General features: G+C 38.5%; 20 protein-coding genes, 1 pseudogene and 1 other annotated feature. Of the genes and pseudogenes, 18 read left to right on the forward strand and 3 right to left on the reverse strand.

Annotated features, from left to right (window positions below):
- Window positions 1-2: 2 nt before the first annotated feature.
- On the reverse strand, window positions 3-914 hold the full coding sequence (locus E3U36_RS12040; protein WP_180816677.1) for a metal ABC transporter substrate-binding protein: 912 nt from the start codon (window positions 912-914) through the stop codon (window positions 3-5).
- A 326-nt stretch (window positions 915-1240) separates the two neighbouring features.
- Here E3U36_RS12040 and E3U36_RS12045 point away from each other — a divergent pair, with 326 nt between their 5' ends.
- The 18 genes and pseudogenes from E3U36_RS12045 to lplA form a co-directional block, all read left to right on the forward strand.
- On the forward strand, window positions 1241-1885 hold the full coding sequence (locus E3U36_RS12045) for a transglycosylase SLT domain-containing protein (RefSeq protein WP_238337467.1): 645 nt from the start codon (window positions 1241-1243) through the stop codon (window positions 1883-1885).
- A 441-nt stretch (window positions 1886-2326) separates the two neighbouring features.
- Entirely contained in the window at window positions 2327-4249 is a 1923-nt protein-coding gene (gene thrS, locus E3U36_RS12050) for a threonine--tRNA ligase (protein WP_180816679.1), read from the forward strand.
- 3 nt (window positions 4250-4252) lie between these two features.
- On the forward strand, window positions 4253-4792 hold the full coding sequence (infC, locus tag E3U36_RS12055) for a translation initiation factor IF-3 (RefSeq protein ID WP_180817658.1): 540 nt from the start codon (window positions 4253-4255) through the stop codon (window positions 4790-4792).
- A gap of 87 nt (window positions 4793-4879) precedes the next feature.
- On the forward strand, window positions 4880-5077 hold the full coding sequence (gene rpmI / locus E3U36_RS12060) for a 50S ribosomal protein L35 (RefSeq protein WP_180816680.1): 198 nt from the start codon (window positions 4880-4882) through the stop codon (window positions 5075-5077).
- 57 nt (window positions 5078-5134) lie between these two features.
- Window positions 5135-5491, forward strand: a complete 357-nt coding sequence (rplT, locus tag E3U36_RS12065) for a 50S ribosomal protein L20 (RefSeq protein WP_180816681.1) — start codon at window positions 5135-5137, stop codon at window positions 5489-5491.
- A gap of 92 nt (window positions 5492-5583) precedes the next feature.
- Window positions 5584-5706, forward strand: a sequence feature (Phe leader region).
- On the forward strand, window positions 5588-5632 hold the full coding sequence (pheM, locus tag E3U36_RS13320; RefSeq protein WP_225507512.1) for a pheST operon leader peptide PheM: 45 nt from the start codon (window positions 5588-5590) through the stop codon (window positions 5630-5632). Its footprint overlaps the feature before it by 45 nt.
- Before the next feature lie 65 nt (window positions 5707-5771).
- Complete coding sequence (gene pheS, locus E3U36_RS12075) at window positions 5772-6755, forward strand: phenylalanine--tRNA ligase subunit alpha (RefSeq protein ID WP_180816683.1); 984 nt, start codon at window positions 5772-5774, stop codon at window positions 6753-6755.
- A gap of 14 nt (window positions 6756-6769) precedes the next feature.
- The gene (gene pheT / locus E3U36_RS12080; RefSeq protein WP_180816684.1) at window positions 6770-9157 is read left to right on the forward strand and encodes a phenylalanine--tRNA ligase subunit beta; all 2388 of its coding nucleotides are present in this window, start codon (window positions 6770-6772) and stop codon (window positions 9155-9157) included.
- A gap of 4 nt (window positions 9158-9161) precedes the next feature.
- On the forward strand, window positions 9162-9458 hold the full coding sequence (gene ihfA, locus E3U36_RS12085) for an integration host factor subunit alpha (protein ID WP_180816685.1): 297 nt from the start codon (window positions 9162-9164) through the stop codon (window positions 9456-9458).
- A 379-nt stretch (window positions 9459-9837) separates the two neighbouring features.
- The gene (gene arnB / locus E3U36_RS12090) at window positions 9838-10983 is read left to right on the forward strand and encodes a UDP-4-amino-4-deoxy-L-arabinose aminotransferase (protein ID WP_180816686.1); all 1146 of its coding nucleotides are present in this window, start codon (window positions 9838-9840) and stop codon (window positions 10981-10983) included.
- Window positions 10983-11975: an undecaprenyl-phosphate 4-deoxy-4-formamido-L-arabinose transferase gene (gene arnC / locus E3U36_RS12095; RefSeq protein WP_180816687.1), complete on the forward strand. Its 993-nt coding sequence runs from the start codon at window positions 10983-10985 to the stop codon at window positions 11973-11975. Before arnB ends, arnC begins: the two co-directional genes overlap by 1 nt.
- Window positions 11975-13975: a bifunctional UDP-4-amino-4-deoxy-L-arabinose formyltransferase/UDP-glucuronic acid oxidase ArnA gene (arnA, locus tag E3U36_RS12100; protein WP_180816688.1), complete on the forward strand. Its 2001-nt coding sequence runs from the start codon at window positions 11975-11977 to the stop codon at window positions 13973-13975. Before arnC ends, arnA begins: the two co-directional genes overlap by 1 nt.
- Window positions 13975-14868 carry a 4-deoxy-4-formamido-L-arabinose-phosphoundecaprenol deformylase gene (gene arnD, locus E3U36_RS12105; protein ID WP_180816689.1) on the forward strand — a complete coding sequence of 298 codons (894 nt, stop codon included), beginning with the start codon at window positions 13975-13977 and terminating at the stop codon, window positions 14866-14868. The genes arnA and arnD overlap by 1 nt, the downstream gene beginning before the upstream one ends.
- A gap of 6 nt (window positions 14869-14874) precedes the next feature.
- Complete coding sequence (arnT, locus tag E3U36_RS12110; RefSeq protein WP_180817659.1) at window positions 14875-16539, forward strand: lipid IV(A) 4-amino-4-deoxy-L-arabinosyltransferase; 1665 nt, start codon at window positions 14875-14877, stop codon at window positions 16537-16539.
- Window positions 16536-16874, forward strand: coding sequence for a 4-amino-4-deoxy-L-arabinose-phosphoundecaprenol flippase subunit ArnE (arnE, locus tag E3U36_RS12115; protein ID WP_180816690.1), 339 nt, complete (start codon window positions 16536-16538; stop codon window positions 16872-16874). Before arnT ends, arnE begins: the two co-directional genes overlap by 4 nt.
- Window positions 16871-17263 carry a 4-amino-4-deoxy-L-arabinose-phosphoundecaprenol flippase subunit ArnF gene (gene arnF / locus E3U36_RS12120; RefSeq protein ID WP_180816691.1) on the forward strand — a complete coding sequence of 131 codons (393 nt, stop codon included), beginning with the start codon at window positions 16871-16873 and terminating at the stop codon, window positions 17261-17263. Before arnE ends, arnF begins: the two co-directional genes overlap by 4 nt.
- A gap of 142 nt (window positions 17264-17405) precedes the next feature.
- A complete protein-coding gene (locus E3U36_RS12125) occupies window positions 17406-17888 on the forward strand; it encodes a C40 family peptidase (RefSeq protein ID WP_180816692.1) in 483 nt (160 codons plus the stop codon).
- 71 nt (window positions 17889-17959) lie between these two features.
- Window positions 17960-18958 (forward strand): annotated as a pseudogene (lplA, locus tag E3U36_RS12130) (lipoate--protein ligase); the annotation flags it as partial.
- Window positions 18959-19028: 70 nt separating this feature from the next.
- On the opposite strand, the gene E3U36_RS12135 reads toward lplA, so the two are convergent.
- Together E3U36_RS12135 and E3U36_RS00005 are read right to left on the reverse strand one after the other, a co-directional pair.
- On the reverse strand, window positions 19029-19952 hold the full coding sequence (locus tag E3U36_RS12135) for an IS5 family transposase (RefSeq protein WP_180816040.1): 924 nt from the start codon (window positions 19950-19952) through the stop codon (window positions 19029-19031).
- Window positions 19953-20179: 227 nt separating this feature from the next.
- On the reverse strand, window positions 20180-20470 hold the full coding sequence (locus E3U36_RS00005) for a helix-turn-helix domain-containing protein (protein WP_238337468.1): 291 nt from the start codon (window positions 20468-20470) through the stop codon (window positions 20180-20182).
- Window positions 20471-20534 lie beyond the last annotated feature (64 nt).

Below are 20534 nucleotides of genomic sequence, written 5' to 3' on the forward strand. Positions count from 1 at the left end.
TATTATTGACCAAAACCTTTTGCAATAGTATCAACGGTAGTTTTTAATAATTCGATATATGTTGGAACTGGGCCATCTGGGGTAGACAAAGCGTCAACATAGAGTATACCACCATATTGAGCCCCGGTTTCTCGGCTGACTTGTTTCGCTGGTGTATCAGAAACGGTACTTTCGCTAAACACAACTGGAATATTATGTTTTTTCAAAGTATCGATAACTTTACGAACTTGTTGCGGTGAACCTTGTTCTTCTGCATTAATTGGCCACAAATAAGCTTCTTTAAAACCATAATCGCTAGCCAAATAACTAAAAGCACCTTCACTGGTTACTAGCCAACGCTTTTGCTGCGGGATTTGTGCCAGTCTTTTCCGTAGTGGTGCATCAATTTTGCTAATTTTACTAGCATATATTTTCGCATTTTGGTTATAAATATCTATATTTTTAGGATCATATTTTACTAGTGCTGCCCGAATATTTTCAATGTAGATCAATGCATTTTGGGCAGAAATCCAGGCATGAGGATTAGGATTTCCTTGATATTCCCCTTCTCGAATAGGCATCGGTTTTATTCCTTTAGTAACTGTAACGTCAGGAATATGTTTGAAGTTTTCAAAAAAACGACTAAACCAGGTTTCAAGTCCTAATCCATTCCATAAAATTAAATCAGCATTATGTGCTTTTAATATGTCTTTGGGAGTTGGTTGATACTCATGAATTTCAGCTCCCGGTTTGGTAATTGCTTGGACATTGGCTGCATTACCTGCCACATTTTGAGCAATATCCTGAATAATAGTAAAAGTTGTTACAACGGTAAATTTTTTTGCGTAAGCGATTGGATTAAAAAGAAGAACAACAGCAATTATTATTAAAACAGTAAAAGTGTGCTTAGATGAAAGGTTGGATCTTTTATACATAAGTGGTTTCCCGGTAAAAAAGTAGTAAATTGCACTTTAATGAGAATGATTATTAACTATATATGAAAGATGTCAATACAACCGATTATTGTAATTGTAATGTAAGTAGCAGATATGAGAACCTCTTCACAACTCAACGCTAAAGAGGGTCATTTTTTATTTTTATCTTATTAGGCTATGCTAAATAGATCATACCACTATAGGATTGGTGTAAGGTGAAATTTAAAAGTTGTGGAGTCGTATTCATTATGTTATTAATTGGCTGTTCAAGCAAACAATCTAATAACCCCAAAACAGTTTATCAGAACGATTATCTACGCTATTTCATGGAAGAGCAAACCGAAAGTGTACCGTCAAAAAACCCTTACGATGCTGTAATTAAACAAGCGGCGCAACGCTATGCGATTGATGAAAATTTAATTAGAGCAATTATTAAAGTGGAATCTAATTTTCGAGTTAATGCTGTGAGTAAATCCAATGCAATAGGTCTAATGCAAGTTAAGGCTTCTACTGCTGGTCGTGATGCGTATCGGTTACAAGGCAAAGCGGGGCAACCTACCACGAGTCAACTTAAAGATCCGGCGATCAATATTGATGTGGGAACCACCTATATTCGTTTTATTCAAAAAAATCATTTAGTTGGCATTCGTGATCCAAAAGTACTTTATTATGCAACTGTGGTTGCTTATGCTTATGCTTATGCTTATGCTTATGCTTATGCTTATGCTTATGCTTATGCTTATGCTTATGCTTATGCTTATGCTTATGCTTATGCTTATGCTTATGCTAATGGTGCTGGGGCATTATTACGAATTTTTGATAAAAGTCGTCATGTTGCAATCGATAAAATTAATGAACTAACAGCAGAAGAATTTTATCAACATATTCAAACAAATTACCCTATGCACAGGCAACCACGCTATCTTTGGAAAATTAAAAACGCTTACAACTCAATAGCTATGATAGATTAATTGTTGATTTATAAGAAGAAAGTTGATAATGACTTTTATCGTACTATATTTTTTACTAAAAATTGTAGCGAACCGAACTGAATAAAATTTTAGCGATAGACTAAACTAGTTTTTTATTGCTATATCATTGTATAGTAAAAACTAAATTTAAATTAAGTTAATTAATCAAAATTTAACTAGCTGACAATTATTTTGTCACTAGTTTTTTAGCGTTTTATTCTTCTTATCCCAGATTTAATCTATTAATTAGACCTGCATGATGGTAATATGCGCCGCTAAGTTAATGCAAGTACGTATTCCTTTTGCTCTATTTTAGGTATTTTATCACGTATATCACTTACAAGGTGAAGTAAGAAATTGCTTTAACTCACTTTTAATAAAAATATATTTCTATACATGTGATCTTGCGTATGGGTCACCACTGTAAATTAAGGATTTTAAATGCCAGTGATTACTCTTCCTGACGGAAGTCAACGTCAATATGAGCATCCTGTTTCAGTAATGGATATTGCAAAGGATATTGGCTCAGGTCTTGCAAAAGCCTGTTTAGCCGGTCGTGTTAATGGTGAACTTGTTGATGCGAGTGATATAATTAATAGTGATGCTCAATTAGCCATTATTACTAGTAAAGATCTTGATGGTTTAGGGATTATTCGTCACTCATGCGCACATTTACTTGGTCATGCGATTAAACAATTATGGCCAACGACTAAAATGGCAATTGGTCCTATCATTGAAAATGGTTTTTATTATGACGTTGATCTGGAACACGCTTTAACCCAGGAAGATTTAGAAAAACTTGAGCAGCGCATGCACGAACTTGCTGAAACGAACTATGATGTTATCAAAAAGCGGGTTAGTTGGCAGGAAGCTAGGGATACGTTTGTTGCTCGAGGTGAAGATTATAAAGTTAAAATTTTGGATGAAAATATTAATAAAAATGATCATCCTGGACTTTATTATCATGAAGAATATATTGATATGTGTCGTGGGCCGCATGTCCCTAATATGCGTTTTTGTCATTACTTCAAATTACAAAAAGTGGCTGGTGCATATTGGCGCGGTAATAGCGATAATAAAATGCTACAAAGGATCTATGGAACAGCCTGGGCTGATAAAAAACAATTAGCTGCTTATTTATTACGTTTAGAAGAAGCGGCTAAGCGAGATCATCGTAAGATAGGTAAGCAACTTGATCTTTATCATATGCAGGAAGAAGCTCCAGGTATGGCGTTTTGGCATAATGATGGTTGGGTAATATTTCGTGAATTGGAAACCTTTATCCGGACTAAATTGACTGAATATCAATACCAAGAAGTAAAAAGTCCATTAATGATGGATCGCATTCTTTGGGAAAAAACAGGTCACTGGGAAAACTATAAAGAAAACATGTTTACCACATCATCGGAAAACCGAGAATATTGTATAAAACCGATGAATTGCCCAGGGCATGTACAAATATTTAATCAAGGCTTGAAATCTTATCGTGATTTACCATTACGTATGGCGGAGTTTGGTAGCTGTCACCGTAATGAGCCATCTGGCGCTTTACATGGTTTGATGCGAGTGCGTGGTTTTACCCAAGATGATGCGCATATTTTTTGTACTGAAGATCAGATTTTAACTGAAGTAAAAAGTTGCATTAAAATGATTTATGATGTGTATGCAACCTTTGGTTTTGAAAAAATTGCCGTTAAATTGTCAACCCGGCCAGAAAAACGAATAGGCACTGATGCTCAATGGGATCGCGCAGAAACCGATCTTGCCGAGGCACTGGGGGATATTGTATTTGATTATCAACCCGGTGAAGGTGCATTTTATGGGCCTAAAATTGAATTTACCCTGTATGATTGTTTGGATCGGGCTTGGCAATGTGGTACTGTACAGCTCGATTTCTCATTACCGGGTCGTTTAGGTGCTTCCTATGTGGATGAAAATAATGAACGTCAGGTACCAGTCATGATCCATCGTGCTGTTTTAGGATCACTTGAACGTTTTATTGGGATTTTAACTGAGCATTATGCCGGTTTCTTCCCAACCTGGTTAGCGCCATTACAAATTGTTATAATAAATATCACGGATGCACAGGCTGATTTTGTACAAAAAATAGTAGAAAAATTGAGTAATTTTGGTATTCGTGCAAAAGCGGACTTGAGAAACGAGAAAATAGGCTTTAAAATTCGTGAGCATACTTTGCGTCGTGTTCCTTATATGCTAGTGTGTGGTGATAAAGAAGTTGAATCGGATCAGGTATCTGTTCGAACCCCTAATGGTAAAGATTTAGAAACATTTGACGTCATAGAATTTGCAGAAAGAGTGCTTGATGCAATTCGCACTCGTCGTATTTATCAACTGGAGGAATAAGGTATTAAAGGCGGAAAAAGAATTCAAACGGCGCGCCCGAATCGTATTAATACGGAGATTCGTGCTTCTGAAGTTCGTTTAACTGGTTTAGATGGCGAGCAGATTGGTATTATCAGTCTAAAAGAAGCTCTTGAAAAAGCCGAGGAAGCTGGTGTTGATTTAGTCGAAATCAGTCCAAATGTCGAGCCGCCGGTTTGCCGTATCATGGATTACGGCAAGTTCCTCTATGAGAAGAGTAAATCGCTCAAAGAGCAAAAAAAGAAACAAAGAGTTATTCAGGTAAAGGAAATTAAATTCCGACCTGGTACAGATGAAGGTGATTATCAGGTCAAACTACGCAACCTGATTCGCTTTCTGGATGATGGTGATAAAGCCAAAATCACGTTACGGTTTCGTGGTCGTGAAATGGCGCACCAACAAATCGGTATTGATATGCTTAATCGTATCAAAAACGATTTGGATGAGATGTCAGTCGTCGAATCTTTTCCAAGCAAGATCGAAGGCCGTCAAATGATCATGGTGCTTGCACCGAAAAAGAAATAGTTAGGCAATCAAGTAATAGCGTTCTATCTAGATGGAAAACGATTCGCCTAGCTAGTTACAATTAACAATGCGAAGTGGATATTTAAAATGCCAAAGATCAAAACAGTACGTGGTGCGGCAAAGCGTTTTAAAAAAACTGCCAGTGGTGGTTTTAAACGTCAGCACGCTAACCTTCGTCATATTCTGACTAAAAAGGCAACTAAGCGTAAGCGTCATTTACGACCAAAAACCATGGTTTCTAAAGGTGACCTGGATTTAGTAGTGGCTTGTTTGCCATACGCATAAGTTTGAATTTTTTAGTTTAAGATTATCGAATTTAATTCGAAGTGATAGGAGGTATATATGGCTCGCGTAAAACGTGGTGTAATAGCCCGCGCACGTCACAAAACAATATTAAAGCAAGCGAAAGGTTACTATGGTGCTCGTTCGCGTGTTTATCGTGTTGCTTTCCAGGCGGTAATTAAAGCCGGTCAGTATGCTTATCGTGACCGTCGTCAGCGTAAGCGTCAGTTCCGCCAATTGTGGATCGCACGTATTAATGCTGCTGCTCGTCAGAATGGTTTGTCTTATAGTCGTTTTATTAATGGTTTGAAGAAAGCCTCAATTGAAATTGACCGTAAAATCTTATCTGATATTGCTGTTTTTGATAAAGTTGCATTTGCAGCATTAGTCGAGAAGGCAAAAAGCGCGTTAGCTTAAATCAGTTAAATTAAGGGGGACTTAGCTCCCTCTTTTTTATTATCGATGACCCGTTGTATTATAAGTAAGAGTTATTTGATGAATAGCTGCTTAAAGATGAAAATTGTTTTTTTTCGTTTCTTTTTTTATTTTAGCACCTAAAATTTGGGGCTTTCGCGCATTTAAGAAAAGAAAAGAAAAACCGCGATAAGCCTCCAAATGGAGGCTTTTTTGTTAGTAATTGCTAAAAAATTTTATTTTCAACAATGATTAGGCCAAAGGGTCGTAATAAGAGGGAACAATGCCACATCTCATCGAGTTGGTTGAGCAGGCAAAAGCAGCCATAGAAAAAGCTCAGGATGTTGCTGCGTTGGATTCAGTGCGTGTTGAGTTTTTAGGTAAAAAAGGCCATTTAACACTACAAATGTCAACGTTGCGTGATCTACCTGCAGAAGAGCGCCCTGCAGCAGGAGCAGTTATTAATCAGGCGAAACAACAAGTTCAGAATTCATTGAATATACGTAAAGAGCAGTTAGAAAATACGATATTGAATGCTCGATTAGCGGCAGAAAAAATAGATATTTCATTGCCAGGTCGCCAGATCGAACATGGTAGTCTTCATCCAGTAACCAGTACCATTGATCGTATTGAAGAATTTTTTGCTGAACTTGGTTTTTCTGTTGTTTCCGGCACTGAAATAGAGGATGAATATCACAATTTTGATGCTTTAAATATTCCAGCTCATCATCCGGCTCGTGCTTCACATGATACTTTTTGGTTTGATACTAAGCGTCTATTACGTACACAAACTTCTGGTGTGCAAATTCGTACCATGAAGGGTAAACAACCCCCAATTCGTATTATTGCTCCTGGTCGAGTGTATCGAAATGATTATGATCAAACCCATACGCCAATGTTCCATCAGACAGAAGGCTTGATTGTTGATAAAAATATTAGTTTTACCAATTTAAAAGGTACATTGCATGACTTTTTAAATCATTTTTTTGAAGAAAAAACCTGCGTTCGTTTTCGGCCATCATATTTTCCATTCACTGAACCTTCAGCTGAAGTTGATGTGATGGATAAAAATGGTAAATGGTTAGAAGTGTTAGGTTGTGGCATGGTACATCCCAATGTATTACGCAATGTTGGCATTGATCCTGACTTATATTCTGGTTTTGCCTTTGGAATGGGAATGGAGCGTTTAACGATGTTACGCTATGGTGTGACGGATTTACGTGCTTTTTTTGAAAATGATCTTCGTTTTCTTAAACAATTTAGATAGGGCAGGATTATCACATGAAATTGAGTGAATTTTGGTTACGTGAATGGATAAATCCAGCAATAAGCAGTGAAGCCTTATCAGAGCAGATGACGATGGCGGGTCTGGAGATTGATGATGTTAAATCTGTTGCCGGTCAATTCCAGGGTGTGGTAGTCGGCGAGGTTGTTGAATGTGTTCAGCATCTTAATGCAGATAAGTTACGATTAACAAAGATCAATATTGGCACTGAACAGTTACTCAATATTGTCTGTGGAGCACCAAATTGTCGTCAATGGTTAAAAGTCGCTGTGGCAACAATTGGCGCGGTTTTACCCGATAATTTTAAAATAAAAGCGACAAAACTCCGCGGTGAGCTTTCTGAAGGTATGCTTTGTTCTTATTTTGAACTTGGCATTTCGGATGATCATACTGGTATTATTGAGCTACCACAGGACGCGCCTATTGGTAACGATATTCGTAACTACTTGCAACTAGATGACCATATTTTTGATGTAAGCTTGACACCAAATCGAGCTGATTGTTTAAGTATTTTAGGTATCGCTCGCGATATTGCAGCTATCAATAACCTAGAGTTAAATACGATAGAAATTGAACCAGTTAAAGCCACTGATGCTAGTGTTTTTCCTATTCAGGTGGAAGCGCCTATGGCATGCCCACGCTTTTTAGGACGAGTAATAAAAGGCATCGATGTTACAGCGCAAACCCCTAGCTGGATGAGAGAAAAATTACGTCGAGGGGGGATCCTTAGTATTGATCCGGTAGTTGATATTACTAATTTTGTGTTATTAGAATTAGGTCAACCATTGCATGCTTATGATCTTGATCGCTTAAATGGCATGATCATTGTTAGAATGGCAAAACAGGATGAAACATTAGTTTTGCTCGATGACAGCAAGGTAAATTTGAAGCCAGATACTTTAGTCATTGCCGATGAGAAGAATGCCTTAGGAATTGCCGGTATTTTTGGTGGCAAGCACTCCAGCGTTAATGAAAAAACCACTAATATTCTGTTAGAGAGTGCTTTTTTCGATCCACTGTCGATTGCTGGCCGGGCACGTAATTATGATCTGCATACTGAGGCTTCACACCGTTTTGAGCGGGGCGTTGATCCACAGCTGCAATATAAAGCTATGGAACGTGCGACTAGATTAATCGTTGAAATTTGTGGTGGCGAGGTTGGAAATATTATTGATGTTAGCCATCAAACAAACTTACCGAAAGTGGCAACAATAACCCTGACTCGGCAAAAACTGGATCGCTTGATTGGTCATTGTATTACAGATATTAACGTTACCCAGATCCTTCAACGTTTAGGATGCAAAGTGAATGGTGAGCAAGATAATTGGCAGGTGGTTGCTCCTTCTTGGCGTTTTGATATGCAAATTGAAGAAGATCTGATTGAAGAAGTAGCTCGTGTTTATGGTTATAATAATATACCTGATGTACCGTTACATGCAGATTTAGTTATGACCCCCCGTTGTGAATCAGCGCTGCCATTAAAACGAGTGAAAACATTATTAATTGATCGTGATTACAATGAAGCGATTACCTACAGTTTTGTTGATCCTAAAATTCAGCAACTACTGCATCCAGATTCTGATGCAATGATTTTACCGGATCCTATTTCAGCAGATATGTCGGTAATGCGGCTTTCTTTATTGCCCGGCTTATTAACGACAGTAATTTACAATCAAAATCGTCAACAAAATCGCATTCGACTGTTTGAAACTGGATTACGATTTGTGCCGGATGTAACAGCAGAGCATGGTATTCGGCAAGAATTGATGTTAGCGGGTGTGATTACTGGCAATCGTTATGAAGAGCACTGGTCACAAGAAAAACGCGCTGTGGATTTTTTTGATATCAAAGGTGACGTCGAAGCAATACTGGCATTAACCGGAAAATTAGACAATATTATTTATAAGGTTCATTCTGATCCTGCACTTCATCCTGGACAAAGCGCTGCGATTTATCTGAATAATGATTATATTGGATATATAGGCGTTATTCACCCTGAACTGGAAAATAAGCTAGATTTGAATGGTCGGACACTTGTTTTTGAATTGCTGTGGGATACTGTTGCAGAGCGTGTTATTCCTAAAGCAAATATGATTTCACGTTTTCCTGCCAACCGACGGGATATTGCTGTTGTAGTACCAGAAGAAGTAGCAACAGCTGACGTATTAGCTGAATGCAAGAAAATTGGCATAAATCATATAGTTGGCATAAACTTGTTTGACGTGTACTGTGGTAAAGGTGTAGCGGAAGGTTATAAGAGCCTTGCTATTAGCTTAATCTTGCAGGATACAAATCGTACTCTGGAAGAAGAAGAGATTGCCGCAACTGTTGATAAATGTGTTGCTGCGTTAAAACGGCGATTCCAAGCATCCTTGAGGGACTAAACCTATGGCGCTTACAAAAGCTGAAATGTCAGAAAGTCTGTTCGAAAAACTGGGTATAAGCAAACGTAATGCGAAAGACCTGGTTGAACTTTTCTTTGAAGAAGTTCGTCGTTCATTAGAAAATGGGGAGCAGGTGAAACTGTCAGGGTTTGGTAATTTTGATCTGCGTGATAAAAATCAGCGACCAGGTCGAAATCCAAAGACTGGAGAAGATATTCCCATCACTGCTCGTCGAGTGGTGACTTTTCGACCAGGGCAAAAGTTGAAAGGCCGGGTTGAAAAGATAAAGCCTCATAAATAATGAATTATTATTCTAAAAAGCCGCTAAAGCGGCTTTTTTATTATTCAATATCAATATAATCCTAAACAAAAGTTCGTTATTTTGCTCTATTAATCAAAAACACTTATTAACAAAATTGCAATAACATTGACTTTAAATTTACTTATTATTATTTATTCACTTTCTTATTGATAAGAATTATTAGGGGTTTTATTTTGCTTTTTAATTTACTTCACTAATATGAAATTCTCTTTAGCCAAGTATATTTAACAAATTAATCCGTTCTGATTAGTGAGATTAGAAAGTTATTGTCATGTTGATGTGTAGTTAAGCTATTTTATGATATTATAGACAACTGACTCTAAAAAAATATTAGATGAATTGCTAGTAGGTTAATCTCATGAATGATTTTCTTCCTTTTTCTCGCCCAGCAATAGGTGACGAAGAGATCCGGGCGGTAGAAAATGTATTACGTTCTGGTTGGATCACCACCGGGCCGCAAAATCATCAACTCGAAGAAGACTTTCGCCATAAATTTGGTTGTCAGCATGCAATTGCTTTTTGTTCGGCAACAGCGGGTATGCATATAACGCTTATGGCCTTAGGAATTGGTCTTGGAGCTGAAGTTATTACCCCCTCATTAACATGGGTTTCAACCATTAATGTGATCACCTTGTTAGGGGCACATCCAGTCATGATTGATGTAGATCGTGACACTTTAATGGTTCAGCCTGATGTCGTTGAGAAGGCGATTACCCCTAAGACAAAAGCGATTATTCCGGTACATTACGCCGGGGCGCCATGCGATCTTGACGCGTTACGTGAGATTGCACAAAGAAACAATATTACATTGATCGAGGATGCGGCTCATGCCGTAGGTACTCAGTATCAAAGTGAATGGATTGGTCAACAGGGCACAGCCATTTTTTCATTTCATGCGATTAAAAATATCACTTGTGCCGAAGGAGGTTTAGTCGCTACCGATGATGATTCCTTGGCCACACGTCTGCTATGTTTAAAATTTCATGGTTTAGGTGTAGATGCCTTCGATCGACAAATACAAGGTCGTAAACCACAGGCTGAGGTCGTTGAACCTGGATTTAAATATAATCTCTCTGATATTCATGCGGCAATTGCTGTTGTTCAATTAACAAAGTTAACACAGATAAATAAACGTCGTGCAGAGCTTGTTGCTTATTATCGACAAGCGCTTGCCAATCTGCCGTTAAAAATGTTGGATGTACCCGATTATTCCCATTTACATGCCAATCATCTGTTTATGGTTCGAGTCGATAAAGCTGTCTGTGGTATTGACCGTGATAGTTTTATGGAACGCTTAAAAGAGAAGAATATTGGTACTGGTCTACATTTCCGAGCGGCTCATACGCAAAAATATTATAGAGAACATTATCCATCTCTTTCTCTACCTAATTCTGAATGGAACTCGAAGACCTTATGTTCATTGCCACTATTCCATGACATGCGTGCTCAAGATGTTGATCGCGTTGTTGCTGCTATTCATGAAATTTTTTCGGAGCCGAGATAGTGTCTTTTCAAAATGATTTTGAAGAAATAAAAAAAGTTTCTATCGTTATCCCTATTTATAACGAAGAGCAAAGCTTACCCCAGTTATTGGAAAGAACATTGGCTGCTTGTCAGAGATTGAAACAGCCATATGAATTAATTTTAGTTGATGATGGTAGTGCTGATAATTCAGCTAGATTGCTGATGGATGCTGCTGAAAATCCGGCAAATCACGTTATCGCAGTGATTTTAAATCGTAACTATGGTCAACATTCTGCCATTATGGCTGGTTTTAAACAGGCAACCGGTGATCTTGTGATCACCTTAGATGCTGATTTACAAAACCCGCCTGAAGAAATTCCACATCTGGTACAGGTAGCGGAAGAAGGCTATGACGTAGTCGGGACCAGACGGATGAATCGGCAAGATTCTTGGTTTCGTAAAACAGCGTCAAAAATCATTAATGCCATGATCACCAAAGCAACTGGGCGCACCATGGGCGATTATGGCTGCATGTTGCGTGCTTATCGGCGTAATATTATTAATGCGATGCTACAGTGTCATGAACGCAGTACATTTATTCCCATTTTAGCAAATACGTTTGCTAAAAGAACGATCGAAATTGATGTTGCCCATGCAGAACGTGAGTTTGGTGATTCAAAATATAGCTTGATGAAGCTAGTAAATTTAATGTTTGATTTACTCACTTGTTTAGCTACTACTCCGTTACGTTTGTTGAGTGTAGTTGGTAGTTTGATTGCGGCAAGTGGATTTTTACTGGCGGTTCTGTTAATTATTTTGCGTCTTATGTTTGGTGCAATGTGGGCTGCAGAGGGTGTTTTTACGCTGTTTGCTATTCTATTCATATTTATTGGCGCGCAATTTATTGCCATGGGACTACTCGGTGAATATATTGGCAGAATGTACAATGATGTTCGTGCCCGACCCCGTTACTTTATTCAAAAGATAGTTGGTGTTCATCTAGATACTGACGAAAATCAGGAAAAAAAATAATGAAAGCTATTGTTTTTGCTTACCATGATATTGGTTGTGTGGGATTAAAGGCGCTACAGAAGGCGGGCTTTGAAATTCAGGCTGTTTTTACACATACAGATGATCCTAAAGAGAATCATTTCTTTTCCTCAGTTGCGCGCTTGGTAGCTGAGATGGGTTTATCTGTATTTGCGCCAGAAAATATCAATCATTCACTTTGGATTGAGCGTATTGAGAAAATGCAACCGGATGTTATTTTCTCTTTTTACTATCGCCACATGCTTAGTCAAGAGTTATTGGCGTTAGCTCCTAAAGGTGCTTTTAACTTGCATGGTTCTTTATTACCTAAATATCGTGGTCGTGTGCCGATCAATTGGGCTATTTTGCATGGTGAAACAGAAACGGGTGTCACATTACATAAGATGATAGCCAAGCCGGATGCAGGTGATATTGTTGCACAGAAAAAAATCTCTATTGATGCAACAGATACCGCATTAGTGTTACATGAGAAAATTCGTCAGGCGGCTGAACAGCTTTTGGCTGATACATTACCCTTAATTAAAATAGGTGATTATTCAGCAACACCCCAAGATGAAAGTAAGGCAACCTATTTTGGCCGTCGTAGCGCTGAAGATGGTTTAATTGATTGGTCTAAATCTGCTACCGAAGTGAATAACTTAGTACGAGCGGTAACCGAGCCATATCCAGGTGCATTTACTTATTTGGCTGAGAGTAAAATGATTGTCTGGCGTGCCCGTGTGCTAGAAAAATCACACGATAAATTACCTGGTACAATCATTTCTACCGAACCATTGCAAATAGCTTGTGGTCAAGGTGTGCTTGAAATTCTGACCGGGCAGAGTGGAGCTGGATTATACGTTGAAGGATCGCGTTTAGCGGCTGAAATGGGAATCGTCAATGGCGTGCGAGTTGGGGCTAGACCGACGACCCAGGAAAAACGGCGTAAGCGTGTTTTGATCTTGGGTGTAAATGGTTTTATTGGTAATCACTTAACCGAACGTTTATTAGCAGATGGTCATTATGATATCTATGGTTTGGATATTAGTTCTTCTGCTGTTGCCCGTTTTATTAATGATCCCCGTTTTGGTGATGATCAGCGTTTTCATTTTGTTGAAGGCGATATCAGTATTCATACTGAGTGGATTGAATATCATATTAAAAAATGTGACATCATTTTACCACTGGTTGCTATTGCAACACCGATTGAATATACCCGCAATCCATTAAAAGTTTTCGAGTTAGATTTTGAAGAAAACTTAAAGATAGTGCGTTATTGTGTAAAATATAATAAACGTATTATTTTCCCATCAACTTCTGAAGTTTACGGGATGTGTGATGATAAAGAATTTGATGAAGATACTTCTCGTTTAATTGTCGGGCCAATTAACAAACAGCGTTGGATTTATTCTGTTTCTAAACAGCTATTAGATCGCGTTATTTGGGCATATGGTGTTAAAGAAGGGTTGAAATTCACTCTATTTAGACCGTTTAATTGGATGGGCCCACGTCTCGATAGTTTACATTCTGCCCGTATTGGTAGTTCACGAGCGATTACACAATTAATTTTAAATTTGGTCGAAGGTTCACCGATAAAATTAGTTGATGGCGGCGCTCAGAAGCGTTGTTTCACCGATATTAAAGATGGTATTGAAGCATTATTTCGTATTATTGAAAATAAAGATGAAATATGCGATGGTCAAATTATTAATATTGGTAATCCGACCAATGAAGCAAGCATTGCTCAATTAGCTGATATGCTACTTGACAGTTTTGAAAGACATCCGTTACGTAAACACTTTCCTCCATTTGCTGGTCTTAAAAAGATTGAAAGTAGTAGTTATTATGGTAAAGGATATCAAGATGTTGAGCACCGTAGACCTAGTATTGAAAATGCGCGGCGCTTGCTCGATTGGGAGCCAACTGTTGATATGAAACAGACTATTGATGAAACTTTAGATTTCTTTTTGCAAGCTGCGACGGAAGAATTAGGTAAAAAATAATGAAGAAAATTGGCTTAAGAATTGATGTGGATACCTATCAAGGTACCAAAGAAGGTATGCCACAGTTACTTAAAGTGCTCGCTAAATATCAAATTCGAGCCAGTTTTTTTTTCAGTGTCGGTCCAGATAACATGGGGCGTCATTTATGGCGCCTGTTTCGACCTAAATTTTTATGGAAAATGTTAAGAGCGAATGCGACATCACTCTATGGTTGGGATATTTTATTAGCCGGTACAGCATGGTCAGGTAAAAAAATAGCCAATGATCTAGGTTACTTAATGAAACAAACATTGGATGCAGGTCATGAAGTTGGGCTACATGCATGGGATCATCAAGGCTGGCAAGCTAATGTAGGTAAATGGCCAAGAACCAAATTAGTCGAACAAATTAAATTAGGCGTAGATGCGCTTGAAGCCGCAACGGGCGCTACCGTGAAATGCTCAGCTGTGGCTGGTTGGCGGGCCGATGAACGTGTATTAACGGCGAAAGAAAATTTTAAATTTGACTATAATAGTGATTGCCGTGGTACCCATCCTTTTCGTCCTATTTTAGCGGATGGTTCGATTGGTACTGTACAAATTCCAGTAACACTACCGACTTATGATGAAGTTGTTGGCACTTTGGTTAAAGATGAAAACTTTAATGATTTTATTATTAACGCGATGCAGGAAGATGCAGGAACGCCTGTTTATACTATTCATACTGAAGTAGAAGGTATGTCTAAATCGATGCAATTTGACAGCTTACTAGCGAGAATGATTGCAGAACAAATGGTATTTTGTCCGTTGCGTGAATTAATACCTAATGATATTAATTCTTCACCACACGGAAAAATTATTCGTTCATCTTTTCCAGGTCGTGAGGGTTGGCTAGGGTGTCAACACGACGTATAGCGCTTGATGTTAACTAAACAGTTACAAAAAACAGGTGCTTTTTTATTAGCACTTTTTTTTATTTTTACCTATTTAGTACCGTTAAATGGCCGACTGTTGTGGCAGCCAGATGAAACGCGTTACGCAGAAATTAGCCGAGAAATGTTGCAAAAAGGTGATTGGATTGTGCCTTACTTGCTTAATATTCGCTATTTTGAAAAGCCAGTGGCCGGATATTGGATAAATAATATCAGTCAAATGATATTTGGTAATACCAATTTTGCTGTTCGTTTTGGTGCTGTGTTTGCAACTATGATCAGCGCTGGCTTAATTTACTGGTTAGCGATGGTAATGTGGCGTAATCGAAATGTCGCGTTTGTTGCTACTTTGATGTATGTTTCGATGTTTTTGGTTTTTGCAGTTGGCACCTATAGCGTACTCGATCCGATGCTGACCATGTGGCTTACTGCTTGTATTCTATGTTGTTTTTGGTTATTAAAAGCATCAACGGTTGCTGCAAAGTTACTTGCCTGGGCAGTTATGGGGCTTACCTGTGGTATGGCATTTATGACCAAGGGTTTTTTAGCCTTAGCTATCCCGGTTATTGTCATGCTGCCAATTATGTTGTATCAAAAACGTTTTACTGAGATGCTCAAATTTGGTGGCGTAGCCATCATCAGTGCGGCATTAATAAGCCTTCCTTGGGCATTAGCTGTCAATCAATATGAACCGGATTATTGGCATTACTTTTTCTGGGTAGAACATATTCAGCGCTTCTCATCAGAGGATGCCCAACATAAAGCGCCTATTTGGTTTTATATTCCCATTATTTTACTTGGTGTCATACCTTGGTTAGGGCTTTTACCTGGTACATTATTAAAAAGTTGGCGGGAACGAAAAATCAAACCGGAAATGTTTTTTCTGCTTTGTTGGTTTATTGTCCCTTTTGTATTTTTTAGTATCGCTAAGGGTAAATTACTTACTTATATGTTGCCGGTGATGGCACCGCTTGCATTAATGATGGCAAAATATGCGGTTGATTGTGTTAAAAATCGCAATTTGACAGCCATTAAATTTAACGGTTTTACCAATCTCGCTTTTGCCATATTGGCAATTATTACTTTGATTATTATGGGGTTATTTGTTGAGCATCCTTTATATACCCCGTTGGAGTGGCCAAAACTGGCATTAGGTATAACGGTTTTTTGCATTTGGCTGATTATTGGCTATTTTAGTTTGATATCCAATGCCAGGTATTGGCTGTGGGGCGCGGCATGTTCTTTAGCCTTGAGCTTATCAATAAGTTATGCATTACCGCAAGATACTATTGATTCTAAGTTACCGCAGCAATTAATTCGGCAAAATATATCTTTGTTGGAAGAAAGTAAGTTTGTGCTAGGGGATAATGTTGGATTAGGCGCAGCTTTGGCATGGGAATTACATCAAGGTGATATTTATTTATATGAAAGATCAGGTGAATTAAGATACGGCTTAAATTATCCCGATAGCCAATTTCGCTTAATCAAACAAGGAAATTTTGCTAAATGGCTTAGCTTGTCACGGAAAGAAGGACAAATTTCAGTGGTTCTTTTATTACGTAGAAATGAAGGGCTGCCTGATGATATTCCTAAGCCTGATCATGTAGTTCGCAATACAAGAATGGCAATAATGACCTATTATCAGCAACCATGACACATTTTTTCTTATTGATAATTGTTAGCCTGTTAACTTGCATTGGACAGGTTTGCCAAAAGCAAGCGGTGATATATTGGCAAAGTGGTTTGCCGGCAAAAAATAGTTTAGCCATTAAATGGCTGCTAATAGCGATTATTGTGCTTGCGTTAGGCATGCTATTTTGGCTTAAATTACTACAAATTTTACCGCTTAGTCTTGCTTATCCTATGTTAAGTATTAACTTTGTTATCGTTACACTGATTGGACAATTTATTTATCAAGAGAAGATCAGTATCAAACATTGGATCGGCGTATTTATTATCATGTTGGGTATAGTTTTATTAAATATATGAAAGGCTACTTTTGGGGTATCGGTAGTGTAATATTGATCACTTTAGCGCAGCTTTGTTTAAAAGCTGGAGTAACTATATTACCTGAGTTTAAATTAAATCATCAGTGGATGGATGATAATTGGTTACTTGAAAATCTGCCGGCGTGTGGGCTGATTTTTATCGGTTTAATTGGCTATGTGCTTTCGATGGTTTGCTGGCTATTTGCCTTGAAATTTTTAGCATTAAGTAAAGCTTATCCACTGATTAGTTTAAGCTATGTACTAGTTTATTTATTCGCAGTTACTTTGCCTTGGTTTAATGAATCGGCGACATTGATTAAATTTGTCGGTGTAGTATTTATTTTGCTTGGTATTTGGATTATTTCTCGGCCTGAAGTAACGCGAAAATAAAGCTAAAAAACTTAGCAGAATACTTATTTTTATAGCCAGTGTATTGCTTAAAAATAGCGATTACCGATTAATAAAAACTTGTTTTTTATTAAACACTGATTAAAGTCTATTTAATTATCCTATTAAGCGATAAAGGTGCTTTATGTTAATAAGAATTACACACCTGCTTTTTTTATTTTACCTTATTTTAATTGGCTGTTCTTCTTCAGTAAACAGAACAGCACCGCCGTTAAAAAGCCAACTTTCTGATCCTATTATTACCATCGCTCAACTTAAAGAACAACTATCACAATGGTATGGTACGCCATATCGTTATGGTGGTTTAGCATCAAGTGGAGTTGATTGTTCAGGCTTTGTTTATCGAACTTTTAGTGATCGTTTTGCCATTCAATTACCGCGCACGACAATAGCTCAAACCACTTATGGCACCCGTATTAATATTAAGGATCTTATGCCGGGCGATTTGGTTTTTTTTAAAACCGGCTCAGGTGAAAATGGTCTACATGTTGGTATTTATGATACGGATAATACTTTTATTCATGCCTCAACTAGCAAAGGTGTTATTCGCTCTTCGTTAAACAATATATACTGGCGCAAGGTTTTCTGGCAGGCACGCCGTATTTAAGTGTCATTTTTAGTTATAATAACTTTTTGGTTTTTGCTATAACAAAATGAATATAGGCTGGCAAAATTCTTATGGCTTCAATACGTCTTCTTATTTCTGAATCATTTGATCCCTGGTTTAATTTAGCTGTTGAAGAGGCTATTTTTCGCCAAATGTCAGTCAAGCAGCGGATTATGTTTCTTTGGCGCAATAATAATACTGTCGTTATTGGTCGGGCACAAAATCCATGGAAAGAGTGTAATACACGTAAAATGGCCCAAGATGGAGTCAAATTAGCTCGCCGCAGCAGTGGTGGTGGTGCGGTTTTTCATGATTTGGGAAACACCTGTTTTACCTTTATGGCGGGTAAACCAGCCTATGATAAAACTATTTCAACACAAATTATTATTGCAGGACTAGCTGAGGTTAGGATAAAGGCTCAAGTTTCAGGTCGAAATGATCTAGTTGTCCATTCCGCCCATGGTGAGCGTAAAATTTCCGGATCAGCTTATTTTGAAACACACGATCGCGGTTTTCATCATGGCACTTTACTTATTAATACAGATTTAAACCGTTTAGCCAGTTATTTAAATCCGGATCCGAAGAAATTAATTAGTAAAGGCATTACCTCCGTACGTTCTAGGGTAATGAATTTAGCTGAAATTGATGTTCGGATTAGTCATCAGGCAATTTGTAACGCCTGAGCAAACAATTTTTTTAACTATTATGATGAGGTAGTGAAGGCAGAAATAATTTCACCAACTAATTTGCCTGATTTACCCGGTTTTGTTGACATTTATGCTGAACAATCTAGCTGGGAGTGGCATTTTGGTCACGCGCTAGCTTTTAGTCATATACTTGAAACCCGATTTGCCTGGGGTGTAGTTGAACTTCATTTTGATATTGATAAAGGAAAAATTTCAACTAGCAAAATTTATACGGATAGTTTAGATCCATCGCCATTAGAGCTTTTTAGCCAAAAGTTGATTGGCAAAAAATACCAACCAGCGACAATTAAGCAATTAATCGCTGAGATCCAGTTTCAATATCCAAATTTTCATCAGCAGCTTATACAATTCGAAAATTGGTTAGTCAATGAAATAGCGGCTTTGTTGAATAAATCAGAATTAGCCGCCAGGATGGCTCCCTCTGCTACAGCTGTTATCCGATCCTGACGCTGTGTGGCATACCCAACAACGTCATACGGTTCAGCGCTTTGACCATCGCCATTGCTTCACCTACCTGAGCCTCATAGTCACGCAGCCTCAGATGGCCACCCAGCAAAGTTTTTATGCGGAACATCGCTGTTTCTGCCACTGAACGCCGGTGATAACCCACTTTCTTTTTCCACATATCATTACTCCTGCTCAGACGCTGATTCGCCACCGCATGGTTACGTTCATGGTACTTGTCCGGCCAGTATTTCGCTCCGCTTCGCGGCGGGATAAGGGGCCTGATTTTCTTTCTTAGCAACGCATCGTGGCAGTAACAGGCGTCATAAGCACCGTCTGCTGACACTTCCCTGATTTTCCGGTGGGTTTGGTTAATCAGGCCCGGCAGTGCCTGCGCATCTGTCGTTCCGCTGAGCGATAAGTCGGCACAGATAATCTCATGAGTCACACTGTCTGCTGCCAGATGAAGCTTGCGCCACACTCTTCGTCTGTCAGCCCCATGCTGCCTGACTTTCCATTCACCTTCGCCAAAGACCTTCAGACCGGTACTGTCGATGACCAGATGCGAGATTTCACCACGCGTTGGCGTTTTTATGCTGATGTTGACGCTCTTTGCTCGTCTGCTGACCAGCGAGTAGTCCGGACAGCACAGCGGCAAAGACATGAGTTTAAAAATCGAATCAACGAAGCCCTGTAATGCCCGGAGCGACAGGTTAAACACACGCTTCATCATCAGGACAGTGGTAACAGCCATATCGCTGTAGTAAAGCGGCCGGCCACGACCTTCAGGCGAAGAACTGTCAGTCCATCCAGCGATGGCCGACTCATCAAGCCAGACCGTCAGGGAACCGCGTTGTCTGAGTGCCTTGTTGTACGCGGGCCAGTTGGTAATTTTAAACTTTTGCTTTGCCATGGGGACCTGATGTTGAAACGAATTTAGCGATCAGCTCCGCCAATCACCTAAAAGTTCGATTTATTCAACAAAGCCTGAAATAGCATGAATCAAATTAATGATTGTTAATTATTAGCATCCATTGCTGGAAAGAGATATATTCAAGCATAATTTTATTGCAAACAGCCGTAAAGCCAGCATTTAGACTGGCATATAATAACTAAAGTCTAAAAATGAATAATTATAGATTAGTCCATAAATTGATTAAAGTCGGGTAACTGCCCATTTTGGCGAAATTTAGCCGGTGTAGTATTAAAATGTTTTTTAAAAATGCGGGTAAAAGTTGCTTGCGAACTAAAACCGTATTTTAGGGCTATATCCAAAATATAAAATTTATCTTCTCGTAATAACCTGGCTGCTTCCAGTAATCGACGTTTACGAACATCTGCACCTAAAGTGCAACCTTTTAATTGTTTAAAGATCCGTTGTAAATGCCATTTAGAATAACCACTTTTATTAGCAATGGTATCAATCTTCATGCCTTCATTTCGCTGTAATTGGCTTTCTAGCCAATTAACAATATCATTGATTACATTTTCCGAC

This window comes from Arsenophonus endosymbiont of Aphis craccivora, from assembly GCF_013460135.1.
Lineage (GTDB): Bacteria > Pseudomonadota > Gammaproteobacteria > Enterobacterales > Enterobacteriaceae > Arsenophonus > Arsenophonus nilaparvatae.

What these genes read in the sequence shown, in the direction of transcription:
- E3U36_RS12040 (WP_180816677.1), bottom strand. Translation starts at nt 914, where the DNA reads ATGTATAAAAGATCCAACCTTTCATCTAAGCACACTTTTACTGTTTTA.
- E3U36_RS12045 (WP_238337467.1), top strand. Translation starts at nt 1,241, where the DNA reads ATGGAAGAGCAAACCGAAAGTGTACCGTCAAAAAACCCTTACGATGCT.
- thrS (WP_180816679.1), top strand. Translation starts at nt 2,327, where the DNA reads ATGCCAGTGATTACTCTTCCTGACGGAAGTCAACGTCAATATGAGCAT.
- rpmI (WP_180816680.1), top strand. Translation starts at nt 4,880, where the DNA reads ATGCCAAAGATCAAAACAGTACGTGGTGCGGCAAAGCGTTTTAAAAAA.
- rplT (WP_180816681.1), top strand. Translation starts at nt 5,135, where the DNA reads ATGGCTCGCGTAAAACGTGGTGTAATAGCCCGCGCACGTCACAAAACA.
- pheS (WP_180816683.1), top strand. Translation starts at nt 5,772, where the DNA reads ATGCCACATCTCATCGAGTTGGTTGAGCAGGCAAAAGCAGCCATAGAA.
- pheT (WP_180816684.1), top strand. Translation starts at nt 6,770, where the DNA reads ATGAAATTGAGTGAATTTTGGTTACGTGAATGGATAAATCCAGCAATA.
- ihfA (WP_180816685.1), top strand. Translation starts at nt 9,162, where the DNA reads ATGGCGCTTACAAAAGCTGAAATGTCAGAAAGTCTGTTCGAAAAACTG.
- arnB (WP_180816686.1), top strand. Translation starts at nt 9,838, where the DNA reads ATGAATGATTTTCTTCCTTTTTCTCGCCCAGCAATAGGTGACGAAGAG.
- arnA (WP_180816688.1), top strand. Translation starts at nt 11,975, where the DNA reads ATGAAAGCTATTGTTTTTGCTTACCATGATATTGGTTGTGTGGGATTA.
- arnD (WP_180816689.1), top strand. Translation starts at nt 13,975, where the DNA reads ATGAAGAAAATTGGCTTAAGAATTGATGTGGATACCTATCAAGGTACC.
- arnT (WP_180817659.1), top strand. Translation starts at nt 14,875, where the DNA reads ATGTTAACTAAACAGTTACAAAAAACAGGTGCTTTTTTATTAGCACTT.
- arnE (WP_180816690.1), top strand. Translation starts at nt 16,536, where the DNA reads ATGACACATTTTTTCTTATTGATAATTGTTAGCCTGTTAACTTGCATT.
- arnF (WP_180816691.1), top strand. Translation starts at nt 16,871, where the DNA reads ATGAAAGGCTACTTTTGGGGTATCGGTAGTGTAATATTGATCACTTTA.
- E3U36_RS12125 (WP_180816692.1), top strand. Translation starts at nt 17,406, where the DNA reads ATGTTAATAAGAATTACACACCTGCTTTTTTTATTTTACCTTATTTTA.
- E3U36_RS12135 (WP_180816040.1), bottom strand. Translation starts at nt 19,952, where the DNA reads ATGGCAAAGCAAAAGTTTAAAATTACCAACTGGCCCGCGTACAACAAG.
- E3U36_RS00005 (WP_238337468.1), bottom strand. Translation starts at nt 20,470, where the DNA reads ATGAAGATTGATACCATTGCTAATAAAAGTGGTTATTCTAAATGGCAT.